Genomic DNA, 13982 nt, shown 5'->3' on the forward strand with positions numbered 1-13982 from the left:
GTCACACGTCGATCACGCGGGGCAGCGCCGGCGGGTTCGGCCGCGGCCGCCACTCGCGCGGGTAGCCGAGCGAGACCTCCATGAACGGCACGCCGTCGTGGTGGGTCAGGCGCGGGATGTGCAGGTGGCCGTACACGACGGCGGCGGCGTCGTGGTCGAGGTGCCAGCGGGCGGTGCGCTCGGTGCCGCACCACTGCGCGAACTCCGGATGGGTGAGCACCCGCGTCGGCTCACGGACCAGCGGATAGTGGTTGACCAGCACGGTCGGCAGCCCCGGCGGCCGGGCGGCCAGCCGCGCCTCGGTGTACTCGACCCTGGCCGCGCACCAGGCGTCCCTGCCGGGGTGGGGGTCGGGGTGGAGCATGACCTCGTCGGTGCAGACGATCCCCGCGTCGTAGGCCGTGCGCAGGGCCTCCTCCTTGGTCGTCGCGCCCTCCGGACGCCAGGTGTAGTCGTACAGGACGAACAGCGGCGCCACGGTGACCGGGCCGCGCGCCCCCTCCCACACCGCGTACGGGTCCTCCGGCGTGAGCACGCCGAGATCGCGGCAGAGCTCCACCAGGTACCGGTAGCGCTCCTCGCCGCGCAGCCGCACCGGGTCGCGGGCCGGCGTCCACAGCTCGTGGTTGCCGGGCGCCCACACCACCCGCGCGAACCGGTCGGCCAGCAGCCGCAACGCCCAGGCGATGTCCGTCGTCAGCTCGCCGACGTCGCCCGCGACGAGCAGCCAGTCGCCGTCCGACCCGGGGCGCAGCTCCTCGACGAACGCGCGGTTGTCGGGATGGTGCACGTGCAGATCGCTGACGGCGAGCAGGCGGGGAGCGGTGATCACGTCTCGGATCGTACGCCGCCCGCGCCGCGACGTGGCGCGGGGTCCACCGGCAGGTTGATCATCCCGGCGGCGGGTAGGTACGTCACCTGCCCGCACCCGGAAGAGGACCGCCATGACGACCGCGCCGACCCTCGTGCTCTCCGACGGCCGCGCCATGCCGCGCCTGGGCCTCGGCACCTGGCCGATGGACGACCGCCAGGCCCGCCAGGCCGTCGGCCACGCGCTCACGCTCGGCTACCGGCTGATCGACACCGCCGCCAGCTACGGCAACGAGCGCGGCGTGGGCGCGGCGGTCGCCGAGTCGGGCGTGCCGCGCGAGGAGCTGTTCGTCACCACGAAGCTGCGCGGCGCCCAGCACGGCTACGACCTGGCGCTGCGCGGGTTCGAGGAGAGCCGGTCCCGCCTCGGCCTCGACCACGTCGACCTCTACCTCATCCACTGGCCGCTGCCCGGCCACGGCCTGTTCGTCGACACCTGGAAGGCGTTCGTCCGGCTGCGCGAGGAGGGGCTGGCCCGCTCGATCGGCGTGTCCAACTTCACCCCGGAGCAGATCGAGCGGGTGGTCGACGCCACCGGCGTGTGGCCCGCGGTCAACCAGGTCGAGCTGCACCCCGGCTTCCCGCAGCCCGGCCTGCTCGCCTGGCTCACCGGGCACGGCGTGGCGACCGAGTCGTGGAGCCCGCTCGGAGCCGGAAGCAAGCTGCTCGACGACCCGGCCGTCACCGAGGTCGCCGCCGCGCACGACCGCACCCCCGCCCAGGTCGTGCTCCGCTGGCACGTGCAGCTCGGCGCCGTGCCGATCCCCAAGTCGGCCGACCCCGGGCGGATGCGCCACAACCTGGAGGTCTTCGACTTCGAGCTGTCGCCCGAGGAGATGGCGCGCATCTCGGCCCTGGGCGGCGGCGGCAGCCGCCTCGGCGGCGACCCCGACCACCACGTGGAGCTGTGACTCCACCAGCCGCCCCCGGTCAGCGTTCGTAGACGATCCTGCCGTCCACCATCGTCATCGCGACCGGCACCTCGGGCAGGTCGGCCGGGTGCGCGTCCAGCAGGCTGTCGTCGAGCACGCACAGGTCGGCGACCTTGCCCGGCTCCAGCGAGCCCTTCCACGACTCCGCGCCCTCCTGCCAGGCCGGGGTGCTGGTGTAGGCGCGCAGCGCCTGGTCCAGGGCGAGCCGCTGGTCGCGCGCGCCCTCGACGGCCCACCGGGTGGCGGCCGCGGCCACGCCGTGCCGCCAGTCGGGGGTGAGCATGGGGGCGTCGGAGCTGAGGCTGAGCCGTACGCCGGCGGCCAGCGCGTCCCGCACCGGCCAGGCGTGCCCGAGCGCGGCCTGGCCCAGGGCGTCGCGCAGCATGGGGGAGGCGGCGGCGGCGATGCCCGGCTGGGTGGTCAGGCCGATGCCGGCCGCGGCCATCGTCTTGAGGGTGTCCGGATGCAGGACGTCGCCGTGGACGAGGTAGTGGCGCCGCCCGGGGGCTCCGGCCAGGGCGCGGGTGACCGTCCGGGTCGCGCGGCTGCCGGTGGCGTGCACCGCGACCTGGTGCCCGGCCGCGGCGGCGGTCTTGATCATGGTCGTCAGGGCGGTCTCGCGCTCGTCCTCCGAGCCGCCCTCGACCAGCGGGGCGCCGTGCGTGCCGTCCTCGTACGGCTCGTCGCTCCAGGCCGTGCGCATCGGCGGGATGCCGTCGGCGAAGATCTTCACCCCGGCCACCTTGAACCAGCCCGGCACCTCGGCGGGCGGCGTCAGGTCGCGCAGCCCGGCGACCAGGTCGGGCAGTGAGCTGCGCCCGTCCACCTCGGCGAACAGCAGCAACGCGCTCACCCGCGCCTTCAGCTCGCCCCGCGCGGCCATCCCGGCGTACTCGCGCAGGACCTCGACGCCGAAGCGCCCGCCGCCGTCGTGCTCGCAGGGGCCGAGGCCGGGCTCGGTGTAGCTGGTGATGCCCAGGGAGGCCAGCAGGTCGCCGGCGCGCAGGATCGCCGCCCGCCGCTCCTCCTGCTTGCCCAGCCGGGAGTCGGGGACGAGGTCGGCGGCGCCGGTCAGGCGGTCCAGCAGCAGGTCGGGCCAGCGCAGGCCGAGCCACGCGCCGTGCAGGTGGCTGTCGTTGATGCCGGGCAGCACCGATCTGCCGCGCAGGCGCACGACCCGCGTCCCCGGGCCCACCATGGCCTGGACCTGCAGTGGAGTGCCGACCCTGACGATGCGTCCGTCCTTGATCGCGATGCCGGACGCGAGATGGCCGGCCGCGTTCATCGTGTGGACGACGCCGCCGGTCATGACCAGATCCGCCGACCTGTTGTCAGCCGCAGATTTCATATCCGCTCCGCTCTGGACACTCTCATTTCCATCCGCATAACGTACATGGAATCAGATACGATTTCGTGCCGGGAGGTGACGATGCCTCTACCTTTCGAGGCACGGCGCATCATCGATCGGGCCCCTCGCGGACCGGCGCACGCGCCGCCGGCCGCCGCGGCCGACGACCGCCGCCGGAGCCGCTGATGGGCGCTCCCGCGGACGACGTCCTCGACGTACGGGGCCTCAGCGTCTCCAGGGGAGAGGTGCCCGTCGTCCACGAGGTCAGCCTCGGCGTCGCGCCCGGCACGGTCACCGTGCTGCTCGGCGCGAACGGCGCGGGCAAGACCACCCTGCTCGACGGCATCGCGGGCCTGGCCCCCGCCGCCGCCGGCACGGTCGCCCTCGCCGGCACGCCGCTGACCGGCCTGCCCACCTACCGCCGCGCCCAGGCCGGACTCGGGTACGCCGAGCAGGCCCGCACCGTGTTCCGCACCCTCACGCTGGAGCAGAACCTGCTGGTCTCCGGCGACGGCGACCCGGCCATGGTCTACGACATCTTCCCCGAGCTGGACCGCAGGCGCACCCTGCCGGCCGCCAACCTGTCCGGCGGCGAGCAGCAGATGCTCGTCATCGGCCGGGCGCTGATCGCCGGGCCCAAGGTCGTCCTCATCGACGAGATGTCGCTCGGGCTCGCGCCGGTCGTGGTCCGCCGCCTGATGGGCTCGGTGCGGGAACTGGCCGAGCGGGGCATCGGGGTGCTGCTCGTCGAGCAGTTCGCCAACCTGGCGCTGGAGATCGGCGCCCGCGCGTACGTGCTGCGCAAGGGCCGGGTGGTCTTCGAGGGTCCGTGCGAGGAGCTGCGCGGGGCGCAGGACCGGCTGCACGAGCTCTACTTCGGCGCCGTCACCGACGACGGTCTCGCCCGGGCGGCCGGCACGGAAGGCGGGAGCTGATGAACGTGCTGCTGAGAACCTGGGGTCCCGGGCTGGGGCTGGCCGTCGCGGCGTGCGCGGTGCTGCCCTGGGTGCTGCCGCCGTACTGGATCTACCTGGCGATCGCGGCCGTGGTCAGCGGCGTGCTCATGCAGAGCTACGGCGTGATCGTCGGGCGGGCCGGGGTCATGTCGCTGTGCCAGATGTCGTTCGCGGCGATCGGGGCCTGGGTGGTGCTGCGGCTGAACCTGGCCGACGCGCCCGGCGGCTTCCTGCTGTGGCTGGTGCTCGGCGGCCTGGCGGCCGTGCCGGTGGGCGTCGCGATCGGGCTGCCCGCGCTGCGCATCCGGGGCGTCAACCTCGCCGTCGTCACGCTCGGCTTCGCCGTCTCCACCGACATCGTGCTGAACGCCAACCAGTTCCCCGGCACGACCGAGCTGAAGACGCTCGTCCGGCCGGAGCCGTTCGCCTCCGACGCGGCGTACTTCGTGCTGGCCATGGCCGTGTTCGTGCTGATCGCGATCGGCCTGGCGCTGGTCAACCGGACCAGGATCGGGCGGTCGTGGCTGGAGCTGCGGCACTCCGAGCGGGCGGCGGCGGCGCACGGCATCTCCGTGGCCCGCAGCAAGCTCACGGCCTTCGCCATCAGCGCGTTCATCGCCGGCATCGGGGGCGGGCTGATGGCGGGGCAGCTCGGCCTCGTCGTATCCGGAAATTTCGTGATGATGCAGTCGCTGGCGCTGTTCGCGGTCGCCGTGCTCATCGGGCCGCACAACACCGAGGGCGCCGTCCTGGGCGGCATCTTCGGCGCGGTCATGGCCACGGTCCTGGAGAAGCTGCGCCTGCCGCAGGACCTCGGCGGCATCCTGTTCGGCGTCATGGCGATCTTCGCCCTGCGCAGCGGGGTCAGCCAGACCGACTTCACCCGCGCCCGCAGGCGCGAACGGGCCGCCCGCCCGCTGCTGGAGGCCGCCTCCGCCGCGCCCGCCGAGGGGCCCGCCGAGGAGGCCGCCCCGGTTCCTCCGGCGGCGGGCGAGGGGAACGTGCTGGAGATCCGCGGGCTGAGCGTGCGGTTCGGCCAGGTCGTCGCCCTGGACGGCGTGGACCTGACCGTGCCCGCCCTCGGCGTCCACGGCCTGATCGGCCCGAACGGCGCCGGCAAGTCCACGCTGATCTCCGCGGTCACCGGCTTCGCCGCCCGCTACGAGGGCTCGGTCGTGCTCGCCGGGCAGCCACTCGACCGGCTCAGCCCGAGCGTCAGGGCCCGGCGCGGGCTGCGCCGCACGTTCCAGACCACCGCCATCGCTCCGGAGCTGACGCAGGAGGAGTACCTGGCGATCGTCGCCGGGCGGCGCCTGCCCAGGCAGGAGGCGGCGGAGGTGCTGCGCTTCTTCGGCTGCCCGCCCGGCGAGGTGCCGGTCTCGATCCTCGACGCGGGCACCAGAAGGCTGCTCGACGTCGCCGCCGCGATCGCCGCCAGGCCGAAGGTCGCGCTGCTCGACGAGCCGGCCGCCGGCCAGTCCGCCGCCGAGTCGCTGCGCCTCGGCCACCGCCTGGCCCAGGTCCCGGCCCGCTTCGGCGTGTCGATCCTGCTGGTGGAGCACGACATGGATCTCGTACGAGCCGCCTGCGGCCAGGTCACGGTGCTGGACTTCGGGCACGTGATCGCCTCGGGGCCGACGCTCGACGTCTTGGACGCACCGGCCGTCAGGGCCGCCTACCTCGGCACCGTCTTGGAGGAGACATCGTGAAACGCGTACTCATGGCCCTGCCCGTCCTCGGCCTGCTGACCGCTCTGACGGCCTGCTCCGGCGGCTCGGGCACCGACGGGCCCATCAAGGTCGGCGCCGTCAACGGAGTCACCGGCCTGTTCCAGACCCCCGAGGTGCCGCAGGCGGTCAAGGCCGTCTTCGAGGAGGTCAACAAGGCCGGCGGGATCAACGGCCGCAAGATCGAGCTGATCAGCAAGGACGACGCGATGAACCCGCAGCGCTCCACGGAGGCGGCGCGCGAGCTGATCGACTCCGAGGAGGTCGTCGCGTTCGTCGGCTCCTCCAGCGCCGTGGACTGCGGGCTCAACCGGGCCACCTACAGCAAGGCGCAGATCGTCTCGATCCCGGCCGTGGGCGTGGACCCGGCCTGCTTCACCAGCCCGAACATCGCCCCGGTCAACCCCGGCCCGTTCAAGCTGCTGACCGCGATGCTCTACTACGCCTCCGAGACGCTCAAGCACGACAAGGTGTGCCTGGCCTTCACCGTGCTGCCGGGCAGCGGCGGCGGCATCGACGCGGCCGTCAAGGAGTGGAGCGACATCACCGGCAAGACGCTGGCGGTCAAGGACACCTCGGTCGGGCAGGGCGACCCGACGCCGTACCTGGTCAAGCTCAAGAGCGGCGGCTGCCAGGCGGTCGTCTACAACGCCCAGGTCGGGCCCTGGTTCGCCCAGGCCAAGACCCAGGGCATGCAGGACGTCGACTTCATCCTCATGGCCAACGCCTACACCGACGCCAACGCCGCCCTCATCCCGGCCGGCATGAAGGCCCAGGCGGGCACCGAGTGGCAGCCGTACACCGACGAGACGCTGCCGGGCAACGAGCGGTGGGCGAAGATCGTCAACGACAACAAGATCCAGAAGACCGCGTTCAGCCAGGGCGGGGTGATGGCGGCCGACGTGTTCGTCCAGGTCCTCAAGACAATCAAGGGGGACGTCACCCGGGAGTCGGTGACCAAGGCGTTCAAGTCGATGCAGCCCATCACCTACCCCATGGTCGGCACGCCCTGGGTGTTCGGCCCCGGCCAGGCGCACAACCCCATCGAGGGCAGCCGCTTCGTCAAGGCCGAGAACGGCAAGTGGACGGTGCTGCCCGAGGGCTTCATCGTCCCGAAGCGGAACGGCTGATGCTCGACTCCGTGGTCGCGGGCCTGACCAGCGGCGGCGTGTACGCGCTGCTCGGGCTCTGCGTCGTCCTGACCTACCGGCTCGTCGCGGTGGTGAACTTCGCGATGGCGGCCGTGGGCGCGATGGGCGCCTTCGTCATGGTCACCCTCACCGACGCCGGCCTGAACGTCTGGCTCGCGCTGCCGCTCGGGGCGCTGGCCGGCGGGCTGGTCTCGGCGCTGCTCGGCCTCGGCCTGGTGCGCTGGTTCGGCGAGCACGACCTGCGCACCAAGGCGGCCGTCACCGTGGCGGTGTTCGTCGCGCTGATGTCGGTCGGGCTGCGGCTGTTCGGCAACAACACCAGCGGCGCGCGGCGCTTCCCGCAGCCGTTCGACGCGCCCGCCTTCACCGTGGGCGAGGTGGTCGTGCCGCAGGCGGTGCTGGTGTCGCTGTCGTTCGCGGTGCTCATCACGGTCGGCGTGGGGCTGCTGCTCGGGCGCACCCGGGTGGGGCTGCGGCTCCAGGCGCTGTCGGAACGACCGGCCACCGCGCAGGTCGTCGGCATCCCCGCGCCCCGGCTCGCGCTGGCCGTCTGGGTGGCGATCGGCGCGGTCAGCACGCTGGTCATCGTCCTGGTCGCGCCGCGGCTCGGCGGCGACTTCTCCACGCTGGGCAACCTGGTCACGACCGCGCTGGCGGTGGCCATGGTGGGGGCGTTCAGCAGCCTGTGGCTGACGCTGGCCGGCGGGCTGCTGCTGGGCTGCCTGGAAGGGGTGACGGCGTCGCTGGAGGCGGTCCAGCAGTACCGCGGGGTGCTGCCGTTCCTGGTGATGGTGGCGTTGTTGTGGTGGCGCAGCCGCCACCAGGTCTGGGACTCGGAGGCGAACGTATGACGGTCAAGGTCCCCCAGCGCCAGATCGGCGCGCACGGCCCCGAGGCGTCGGTGCTGTCGCTGGGGTCCTGGCACACCTACGACCGGATGGACTTCGGCGCGGCCGTCGAGCTGCTGCGGCACGCCGTGGAGATCGGCGTCAACCTGTTCGACGTGGGCGTCTACGGCCTGCCCGGACAGCGGCCGGTCTTCACCGACGTGCTCTTCTCGGCCATGGTCAGGGCCGCCGGCCTGGCCCGCGAGGACTACCTGCTCTCGGTCAAGCTCTGGCTCGACGACCACCCCGGGCGTCCGCTGCGCGACCAGCTCGAACGCGCGCTGCTGCGGGCCGGCACCGACCACGCCGACCTGGCCGTGGTCGGCGACGTGCACCGGGACGACCTCGACCTGCGCCGCCTGGCCCGCGAGCTGGCCGCGCTGGAGGCCGAGGGGCTGCTCGGCTGCTGGGGCGTCAACAACTGGTCGGCCACCTCGATCCTGACCATCCGCAACCACGCCCGCGACCTCGGCTCGCCGGGGCCGCAACTGGCCCAGCTCAAGTACAACCCGTGCCGCCGCTCGATCCCGGAAGGGGTGCCGTTCTCCGAGGTGTTCGACGCCGGCGTCTCGCTGCAGGCCAGCGACGTGCTCGAAGGCGGGCTGCTGGCCGGCAAGGAGAGGCCCGCCCGGCCGGTCTTCCCCGACCCCGGCGGCGTGCGCGCGCGGGCCGCGACGGCCGCCGCCGGGCTGGCCGAGGTGGCGGCCGCGCTGGAGGCGACGCCCGCGCAGGTGTGCGTGGCTTTCTGCCTCACCCATCCGGCCGTGGCCAGTGTGCTGTTCGGCGTCACGAGCACGGCCCAGCTCGCCGACAACGCGGGCGCGCTCGCCCTGCTCGACCGGGTCGGCGCGGCGCGGCTGCGCGAGCTGGCCGCGCCGTTCTGGGCCGACGCCGACACGGTGGACCCCGAAGGCCCCTGACGGTGTCCCGGCCACCGCGGCCGGGACACCGTGCGGCTGCATGCGGGCTGCCTGCCGGCTCAGCGGGGCGCCTGGACCAGCCCCGCGCCCAGGTCCTCGGTGTCGGCGTCCGGGACGAACACGTCCGTCGCGGCGGTCAGCAGCAACCGGCCGGTGACCGCCGCGGCCCGCGCGCCGTCGCTGCCCGCCCGCAGCTCCTGCCACCACAGCGCCGCCGCCCCGGCCACGTGCGGCGCGGCCATGCTGGTGCCGCTCTTGCTGGTCAGCCCGCCTCCGGTACGGGCCGAGACCACGTCCACGCCCGGCGCGCACACCTGCGGGAAGGTGTTGGAGAACCGCGCGACCGCCAGCCGCCCGGACGGCAGCCGCTGCACCGCGCCCACGGCCATCATGCCCTCGGCGGCCGACGGCAGCTCCGGCCCGACCTCGAAGTCCGGCCGCAGCTCCCGGTGGCTGGCGTTGCCCGTGGCCGCGACGACGATCGTGCCGGCGCCGAACGCCGCCCTGGCCGCGATCATCCGCATCAGCGAGTCGTAGAGCCGCAACGTGGCCCGGTACGACTCCAGCGCGATCGACGTGGCCAGGAACTGCGGCAGCCCGCGCTCCTCCAGCTGCCGCATGGCGGCCGGGAAGTCGATGCCGAGCGACATGGTGATGACGTCGGCGTCGTTCCCGAGCGCCCAGAGCAGGCCCTTGACCGTCGCGGCGGTCGAGCCCTTGCCGTCGTCGCCGAGCACCTTGCCGATCAGCGCCCGTTCGACGCCGGGGGCGACGCCGATGCGCATGCCGTCGACCGGGCGGCCGAAGACGGTGCCGGCGCAGTGGGTGCCGTGGCCGACCTTGTCGCCGCGGCCCGACCCGGTGAAGTCCTCCTCCACCAGCGTCATCCCGGCGAAGGCCGGATGCGTGGCGTCGATGCCGGTGTCGAGGACGGCGACCACCGTCCCCGCCCCCGTACGGGTGGAGGCGTCGGCGCCCAGCGCCCGCACCCCCCACGTGACCTGCGCGCCCGCCTCCGCCGCCGGCGGCGGGGCCTCGGCGTCCTCGGGCGCGCCCGGCACGGTGGTCGGCATCGGCCGGGCGACCGCGGCCACCGACGGGTCCCGCGCGAGGTCGGCCACCTCGCGCTTGCCGAGCCCGGTGACCTCGACGTGCGGCTCGCTCGGCGTCTCGGCCACGGCGGCGGCCCGCTCGAACGGCGCGGCCATGCGGGTCCTGCTCAGATCGCGCAACACGATGAACTGGTCGGCCATCGTCTTCCCTTCCTGGAAGTAGCCCACCCCTGTGATGTCAGGCGTACTCCTGCCGGGGTCGCCTGGCAACAGCCCGCGGCCGCCGGCCCGCGACGAGCACGGCCACGATCGCCAGCAGCAGCCAGGCCGAGGTCAGGACGATCAGCCAGGTCCATCCGGCGTGGCCGTAGACGGCGCTGCCCGCCGTGCCGCCGGCGCCGCTGCCCAGGTAGTAGCACAGGGTGTAGATCCCGGCGGCGCGCCCGCGGGCGGCCGGCGGGGCCTGCGCGGCGACCCACGCGTTGGCCACGGCGTGCGCGGCGAAGAACCCGGCGGTCAGCACGGCGAACCCGGTCACGACCGCGGCCAGGGGGCCGAGCGCGGTCAGCGCCGCGCCGGCGGCCGTCACGGCCAGGGCGGCGACCAGGGCCGCCCGGCGTCCCAGGCGGTCCGCCAGCCGGCCGGCGGCGGCCGAGGAGGCGGTGCCGAGGGCGTAGGAGAGGAACACCAGGGAGGCCACGGCGGGGGAGAGCGACAGCGGCGGCGCGGACAGGCGGAAGGAGGCGGCGTTGTAGAGGGCGACGAACGCGCCGACGCCCAGCGCCCCCACCGTGTACGGCGCCAGCAGCGCCGTCCCGATCCGGCCGCCGCCTCCGGCGTGTGGAGCACGGACGAAGGGCGGCGGGGCGGGCAGCGTGCGGGCCGCGTACGCCGAGCAGAGCAGCGACACGCCGGCCACCACCAGCAGCGCGCCCCGCCACCCCCACGGCCCGGCGGCGAACCCGGCGCCCAGCCGGCCCAGCATCCCGCCCACCGAGTTCCCGGCGATCATCACGCCGACCGCCCCGGCCAGCCTCGTCGCCCCCACCAGATCGGCCAGGTACGCCGCCCCGACCCCGGCGAACCCGGCGACCGCCACCCCCTGCGCCGCCCGCATCGCCACCAGCACCGGGAACGTCGGCGCCAGCGGCAGCGCCAGCCCGATCAGCGCCGAGGCCAGCACGGACCACACGATCATCCGCCGCCGCCCGACGACCTCCGCCAGCGCGGCCAGCGGCAGCACCGCCACCGCCAGCGCCGCCGTGGCCACGCCGACGGCCAGCGACGCGCCGCCGGGGTCGAGCCGGAAGTCGGCGGCCAGCTGCGGCAGGACGGGCTGCGGCGCGTACAGCAGGGCGAAGGAGGAGACGCCGGCCGCCGCCACGGCCGGACCGGCCCGCCGGGTGCCGACTCGTTGAGCTTCGATGACCGCCACGCCTGGAAACGCTAAGCAAGGCTAATAAATACGTCCAATGCGGAAGTAGGCCATAATTCATGCTGTGGTGGATGAGTACGAGCTCGCGGACGAGCGGCTGGCCGCCGGGCTGGCTCCCACGCTCGCCCTGCTGGCCGCCGTGGGGGAGACCGGGCACGTCACGCGGGCGGCCGAGCTGCTCGGCATGCCGCAGCCCACCGCCAGCCGCCGCCTGGCCGCCCTGGCCGACCTGGTCGGAGCCCCACTCGTCGTCCCGTACGGGCGGGGCATCCGCCTGACCAGGGCCGGGCGCGTCCTGGCCGCCGCCTCCGGCAGGGCGCTGGCCACCATGGAGTCGGCCGCCCGCGAGGTGCGCGAGGAGATCGACCCCGGCAGCGGCCGGATCGTGCTCGGGTTCCTGCACCTGCTGGGCCGCACGCTCGTCCCCTCGCTGATCCGGGGCTTCCGCGAGCGCCACCCGGGCGTGCGGTTCAGCCTGGCGCAGGGCTCGCGCCAGGACATGCTGCGCGCGCTCGCCGAGGGCGAGATCGACCTGGTGTTCGTCGCGCCCCTGCCCGACGGCGACCCGGGCCTGGCCGGGCACCCGCTCGCCGACCAGGAGCTGGTGTTGTCCGTGCCGCCCGGCCACCGGTTCGCCGGACGTGCCAGGGTGCGGCCCGCCGAGCTGGCCGGGGAGGAGCTGGTGACGCTCGAACACGGCTACGGCGTCCGCCAGATCACCGACGACCTGTGCGCGGCGGCCGGGTTCACGCCCAGGATCGCCTTCGAGGGGCAGGAGTCGGAGACCGTGCGCGGCCTGGTGGCGGCCGGGCTCGGCGTGGCCGTGCTGCCCCGTCTGGCGCCCGCCGAGGGCGTCGTGCAGATCCCGCTGTCGCCTCCGGTGTTCCGGACGATCGGGGCGTGCTGGCCCGCCGGGGCCCGGCTCACGCCCGCCGTGCGCGCCTTCCTGGACCACGTGCGCTCCGGCGCCGCCGACGTCGGCCCGGGGTTGCGGCCCTGCCGACACCCGTCCTCGCAGAAGTAGTTGACGGCTCATCGATTCTGTATGGAGACTTCAGCTGCAAAGCCCTTCTGCGGATGGGGACGACCATGCCTGCCGAGTCGTTCAACGCCGGCGTCCATCTCACCGACCGCCTGGTCGAGGCCGGGCACGGCGACCGCGTCGCCGTCGCCGGGCCGCTGGGCGCCATGACGTACGCCCAGCTCGCCACGCACGTCGCCGAGCTGGCCGGCGGGCTGCGGGTGATGGGCGTGCGGCCGGAGGAGCGCGTGCTGCTCGTCCTGCCCGACCGGCCCGAGACGCTGATCACGATCCTGGCCGTGCTGCGGATGGGCGCGGTCGCCGTCCCGGTGCCCGCCCTGTACGACGGGGCCGAGCTGGGCGCGCTGATCCGCGACTCCAGGGCGCGGGTGGTGGTCTCCGCGCCCGAGTTCGAGGCGGCCGTGCAGGAGGCGCTGCTGTCGGCGCCCGAGGTCGTGGCGCTCGTGCTCACCGACGCGGGCCAGGCCCCCGGCCACGTGGCGCGCATCGCCACCGCGACCGGAGCGGGCCCGTCGGCGGCGGTCGAGCCCGGCGTGCCGGTCTGCCTGTGGTCGGACGTGCTGGAGGCCGGCCGGGGCGCGACCGGCGCGTACGACACCTGGCCCGACTCGCCCGCGCTGTGGCTCTACACCGCCGGCACCACCGGCGCGCCCAAGGCGGCCATGCACCGCCACGGCGCGCTGCGCGACGTCCACGAGGCGTACGGGCGGCAGGTGCTCGGCGTGCGCCCCGAGGACCGGTGCCTCTCGGCGGCCCGGCTGTTCTCCGCCTACGGGCTCGGCAACTCCCTGATCCTCCCGCTCGCCGCGGGCGCGACCACGATCCTCGACCCCGCCGCGCCCACCCCGGGCGGCGTCGTCGAACGACTGCTGGCCGAGCGCCCCACCCTGTTCTTCGCCGGCCCGTCGTTCTACGCCGCGCTGCTGGCCGCCGAGGCCCCCAAGGACGCCTTCGCCTCGGTCCGCCTGGCCGTCTCCGCGGGCGAGGCGCTGCCCGCCGAGCTCCACCGCCGTCTCACCGGCCGCTTCGGCGTGGACCTCATCGACGGCCTGGGCTCCGCCGAGTCGCTGCACGTCTTCCTCTCCGGCCGTCCGGGCCAGGCGCGCCCCGCCGGCTCGGGCGCCGTCGTGCCCGGCTACGAGGTGCGCCTGCTGGACGACTCCGGCGCGCCCGTCCCCGACGGCGAACCCGGCCACCTGTACGTGCGCGGCGACTCGATCGCCACCGGCTACTGGTGCCGCACCGCCGCCACCCGCCAGGCGTTCCAGGGCGAGTGGCTGCGCACCGGCGACACCTGCGCCCGGGACGCCGACGGCTCCTACCGCTTCCTGGGCCGCTCCGGCGACCTGATCAGGACGGGCGGCGCCTGGACGTCACCCCTGGAGGCCGAGGCCCGGCTGCTGGAGCACCCCGCGGTCGCCGAGTGCGCGGTGGTCGCCCACGCCGGCGCCGACGGGCCGGACCGGCCGGTCGCCTGCGTGGTGCCCAGGCCGGGCCGCCCGATCGACGCGGGCGAGCTCATCGCGTTCTGCCGCGAGGGCCTGGCCGCCGTCCTGCTCCCGCACGAGGTGCTGGTCCTGGACGAGCTGCCGAGGACGGCGACGGGCGCGGTCCAGCGCGCGGTGCTCCGGCAACTGGCCGCCGACCTGCTCGGCAAGTGAC

The 13982-nt window shown here is 74.6% G+C and carries 12 protein-coding genes; 8 read left to right on the forward strand and 4 right to left on the reverse strand.

Annotated elements, in window-relative coordinates; all coding sequences use genetic code 11:
• Position 1: 1 nt before the first annotated feature.
• Positions 2 to 829, reverse strand: coding sequence for a metallophosphoesterase (locus ACIBQ6_RS09905; RefSeq protein ID WP_358287545.1), 828 nt, complete (start codon positions 827 to 829; stop codon positions 2 to 4).
• A gap of 115 nt (positions 830 to 944) precedes the next feature.
• Between ACIBQ6_RS09905 and ACIBQ6_RS09910 the strand changes: the two genes are divergently transcribed.
• Positions 945 to 1781 (forward strand): aldo/keto reductase, encoded by an 837-nt coding sequence (locus ACIBQ6_RS09910; protein WP_397211012.1) that lies wholly within the window; start codon positions 945 to 947, stop codon positions 1779 to 1781.
• Between the two features lie 19 nt (positions 1782 to 1800).
• Here ACIBQ6_RS09910 and ACIBQ6_RS09915 read toward each other — a convergent pair whose 3' ends face one another.
• Positions 1801 to 3150 carry an amidohydrolase family protein gene (locus tag ACIBQ6_RS09915; RefSeq protein WP_358286158.1) on the reverse strand — a complete coding sequence of 450 codons (1350 nt, stop codon included), beginning with the start codon at positions 3148 to 3150 and terminating at the stop codon, positions 1801 to 1803.
• Positions 3151 to 3335: 185 nt separating this feature from the next.
• Between ACIBQ6_RS09915 and ACIBQ6_RS09920 the strand changes: the two genes are divergently transcribed.
• The 5 genes from ACIBQ6_RS09920 to ACIBQ6_RS09940 are packed head-to-tail and all read left to right on the forward strand — an operon-like array spanning position 3336 to position 8791.
• The gene (locus ACIBQ6_RS09920; RefSeq protein WP_397211014.1) at positions 3336 to 4085 is read left to right on the forward strand and encodes an ABC transporter ATP-binding protein; all 750 of its coding nucleotides are present in this window, start codon (positions 3336 to 3338) and stop codon (positions 4083 to 4085) included.
• Positions 4085 to 5815 carry an ATP-binding cassette domain-containing protein gene (locus tag ACIBQ6_RS09925; RefSeq protein ID WP_397211016.1) on the forward strand — a complete coding sequence of 577 codons (1731 nt, stop codon included), beginning with the start codon at positions 4085 to 4087 and terminating at the stop codon, positions 5813 to 5815. Before ACIBQ6_RS09920 ends, ACIBQ6_RS09925 begins: the two co-directional genes overlap by 1 nt.
• Positions 5812 to 6963, forward strand: coding sequence for an ABC transporter substrate-binding protein (locus ACIBQ6_RS09930; protein ID WP_397211018.1), 1152 nt, complete (start codon positions 5812 to 5814; stop codon positions 6961 to 6963). Before ACIBQ6_RS09925 ends, ACIBQ6_RS09930 begins: the two co-directional genes overlap by 4 nt.
• Complete coding sequence (locus tag ACIBQ6_RS09935; protein WP_357707625.1) at positions 6963 to 7835, forward strand: branched-chain amino acid ABC transporter permease; 873 nt, start codon at positions 6963 to 6965, stop codon at positions 7833 to 7835. The genes ACIBQ6_RS09930 and ACIBQ6_RS09935 overlap by 1 nt, the downstream gene beginning before the upstream one ends.
• Positions 7832 to 8791, forward strand: coding sequence for an aldo/keto reductase (locus ACIBQ6_RS09940; RefSeq protein ID WP_397211020.1), 960 nt, complete (start codon positions 7832 to 7834; stop codon positions 8789 to 8791). Before ACIBQ6_RS09935 ends, ACIBQ6_RS09940 begins: the two co-directional genes overlap by 4 nt.
• A gap of 59 nt (positions 8792 to 8850) precedes the next feature.
• On the opposite strand, the gene ACIBQ6_RS09945 is transcribed toward ACIBQ6_RS09940, so the two are convergent.
• Entirely contained in the window at positions 8851 to 10044 is a 1194-nt protein-coding gene (locus tag ACIBQ6_RS09945) for a S8 family serine peptidase (protein WP_358286168.1), read from the reverse strand.
• Between the two features lie 37 nt (positions 10045 to 10081).
• Positions 10082 to 11278: an MFS transporter gene (locus tag ACIBQ6_RS09950; RefSeq protein WP_397211022.1), complete on the reverse strand. Its 1197-nt coding sequence runs from the start codon at positions 11276 to 11278 to the stop codon at positions 10082 to 10084.
• Between the two features lie 64 nt (positions 11279 to 11342).
• Here ACIBQ6_RS09950 and ACIBQ6_RS09955 point away from each other — a divergent pair, with 64 nt between their 5' ends.
• Positions 11343 to 12302, forward strand: coding sequence for a LysR substrate-binding domain-containing protein (locus tag ACIBQ6_RS09955; RefSeq protein ID WP_397211024.1), 960 nt, complete (start codon positions 11343 to 11345; stop codon positions 12300 to 12302).
• A 65-nt stretch (positions 12303 to 12367) separates the two neighbouring features.
• Positions 12368 to 13981 (forward strand): benzoate-CoA ligase family protein, encoded by a 1614-nt coding sequence (locus tag ACIBQ6_RS09960; protein WP_397211026.1) that lies wholly within the window; start codon positions 12368 to 12370, stop codon positions 13979 to 13981.
• Position 13982: the final 1 nt, after the last annotated feature.

The sequence above is a fragment of the Nonomuraea sp. NPDC049655 genome (assembly GCF_044465465.1).
Lineage (GTDB): Bacteria > Actinomycetota > Actinomycetes > Streptosporangiales > Streptosporangiaceae > Nonomuraea.

Excerpts from the sequence above, each read along its gene's own strand:
- ACIBQ6_RS09910 (WP_397211012.1), top strand. The coding sequence starts at position 945 with ATGACGACCGCGCCGACCCTCGTGCTCTCCGACGGCCGCGCCATGCCG.
- ACIBQ6_RS09945 (WP_358286168.1), bottom strand. The coding sequence starts at position 10,044 with ATGGCCGACCAGTTCATCGTGTTGCGCGATCTGAGCAGGACCCGCATG.
- ACIBQ6_RS09935 (WP_357707625.1), top strand. The coding sequence starts at position 6,963 with ATGCTCGACTCCGTGGTCGCGGGCCTGACCAGCGGCGGCGTGTACGCG.
- ACIBQ6_RS09915 (WP_358286158.1), bottom strand. The coding sequence starts at position 3,150 with ATGAAATCTGCGGCTGACAACAGGTCGGCGGATCTGGTCATGACCGGC.
- ACIBQ6_RS09940 (WP_397211020.1), top strand. The coding sequence starts at position 7,832 with ATGACGGTCAAGGTCCCCCAGCGCCAGATCGGCGCGCACGGCCCCGAG.
- ACIBQ6_RS09925 (WP_397211016.1), top strand. The coding sequence starts at position 4,085 with ATGAACGTGCTGCTGAGAACCTGGGGTCCCGGGCTGGGGCTGGCCGTC.
- ACIBQ6_RS09920 (WP_397211014.1), top strand. The coding sequence starts at position 3,336 with ATGGGCGCTCCCGCGGACGACGTCCTCGACGTACGGGGCCTCAGCGTC.
- ACIBQ6_RS09960 (WP_397211026.1), top strand. The coding sequence starts at position 12,368 with ATGCCTGCCGAGTCGTTCAACGCCGGCGTCCATCTCACCGACCGCCTG.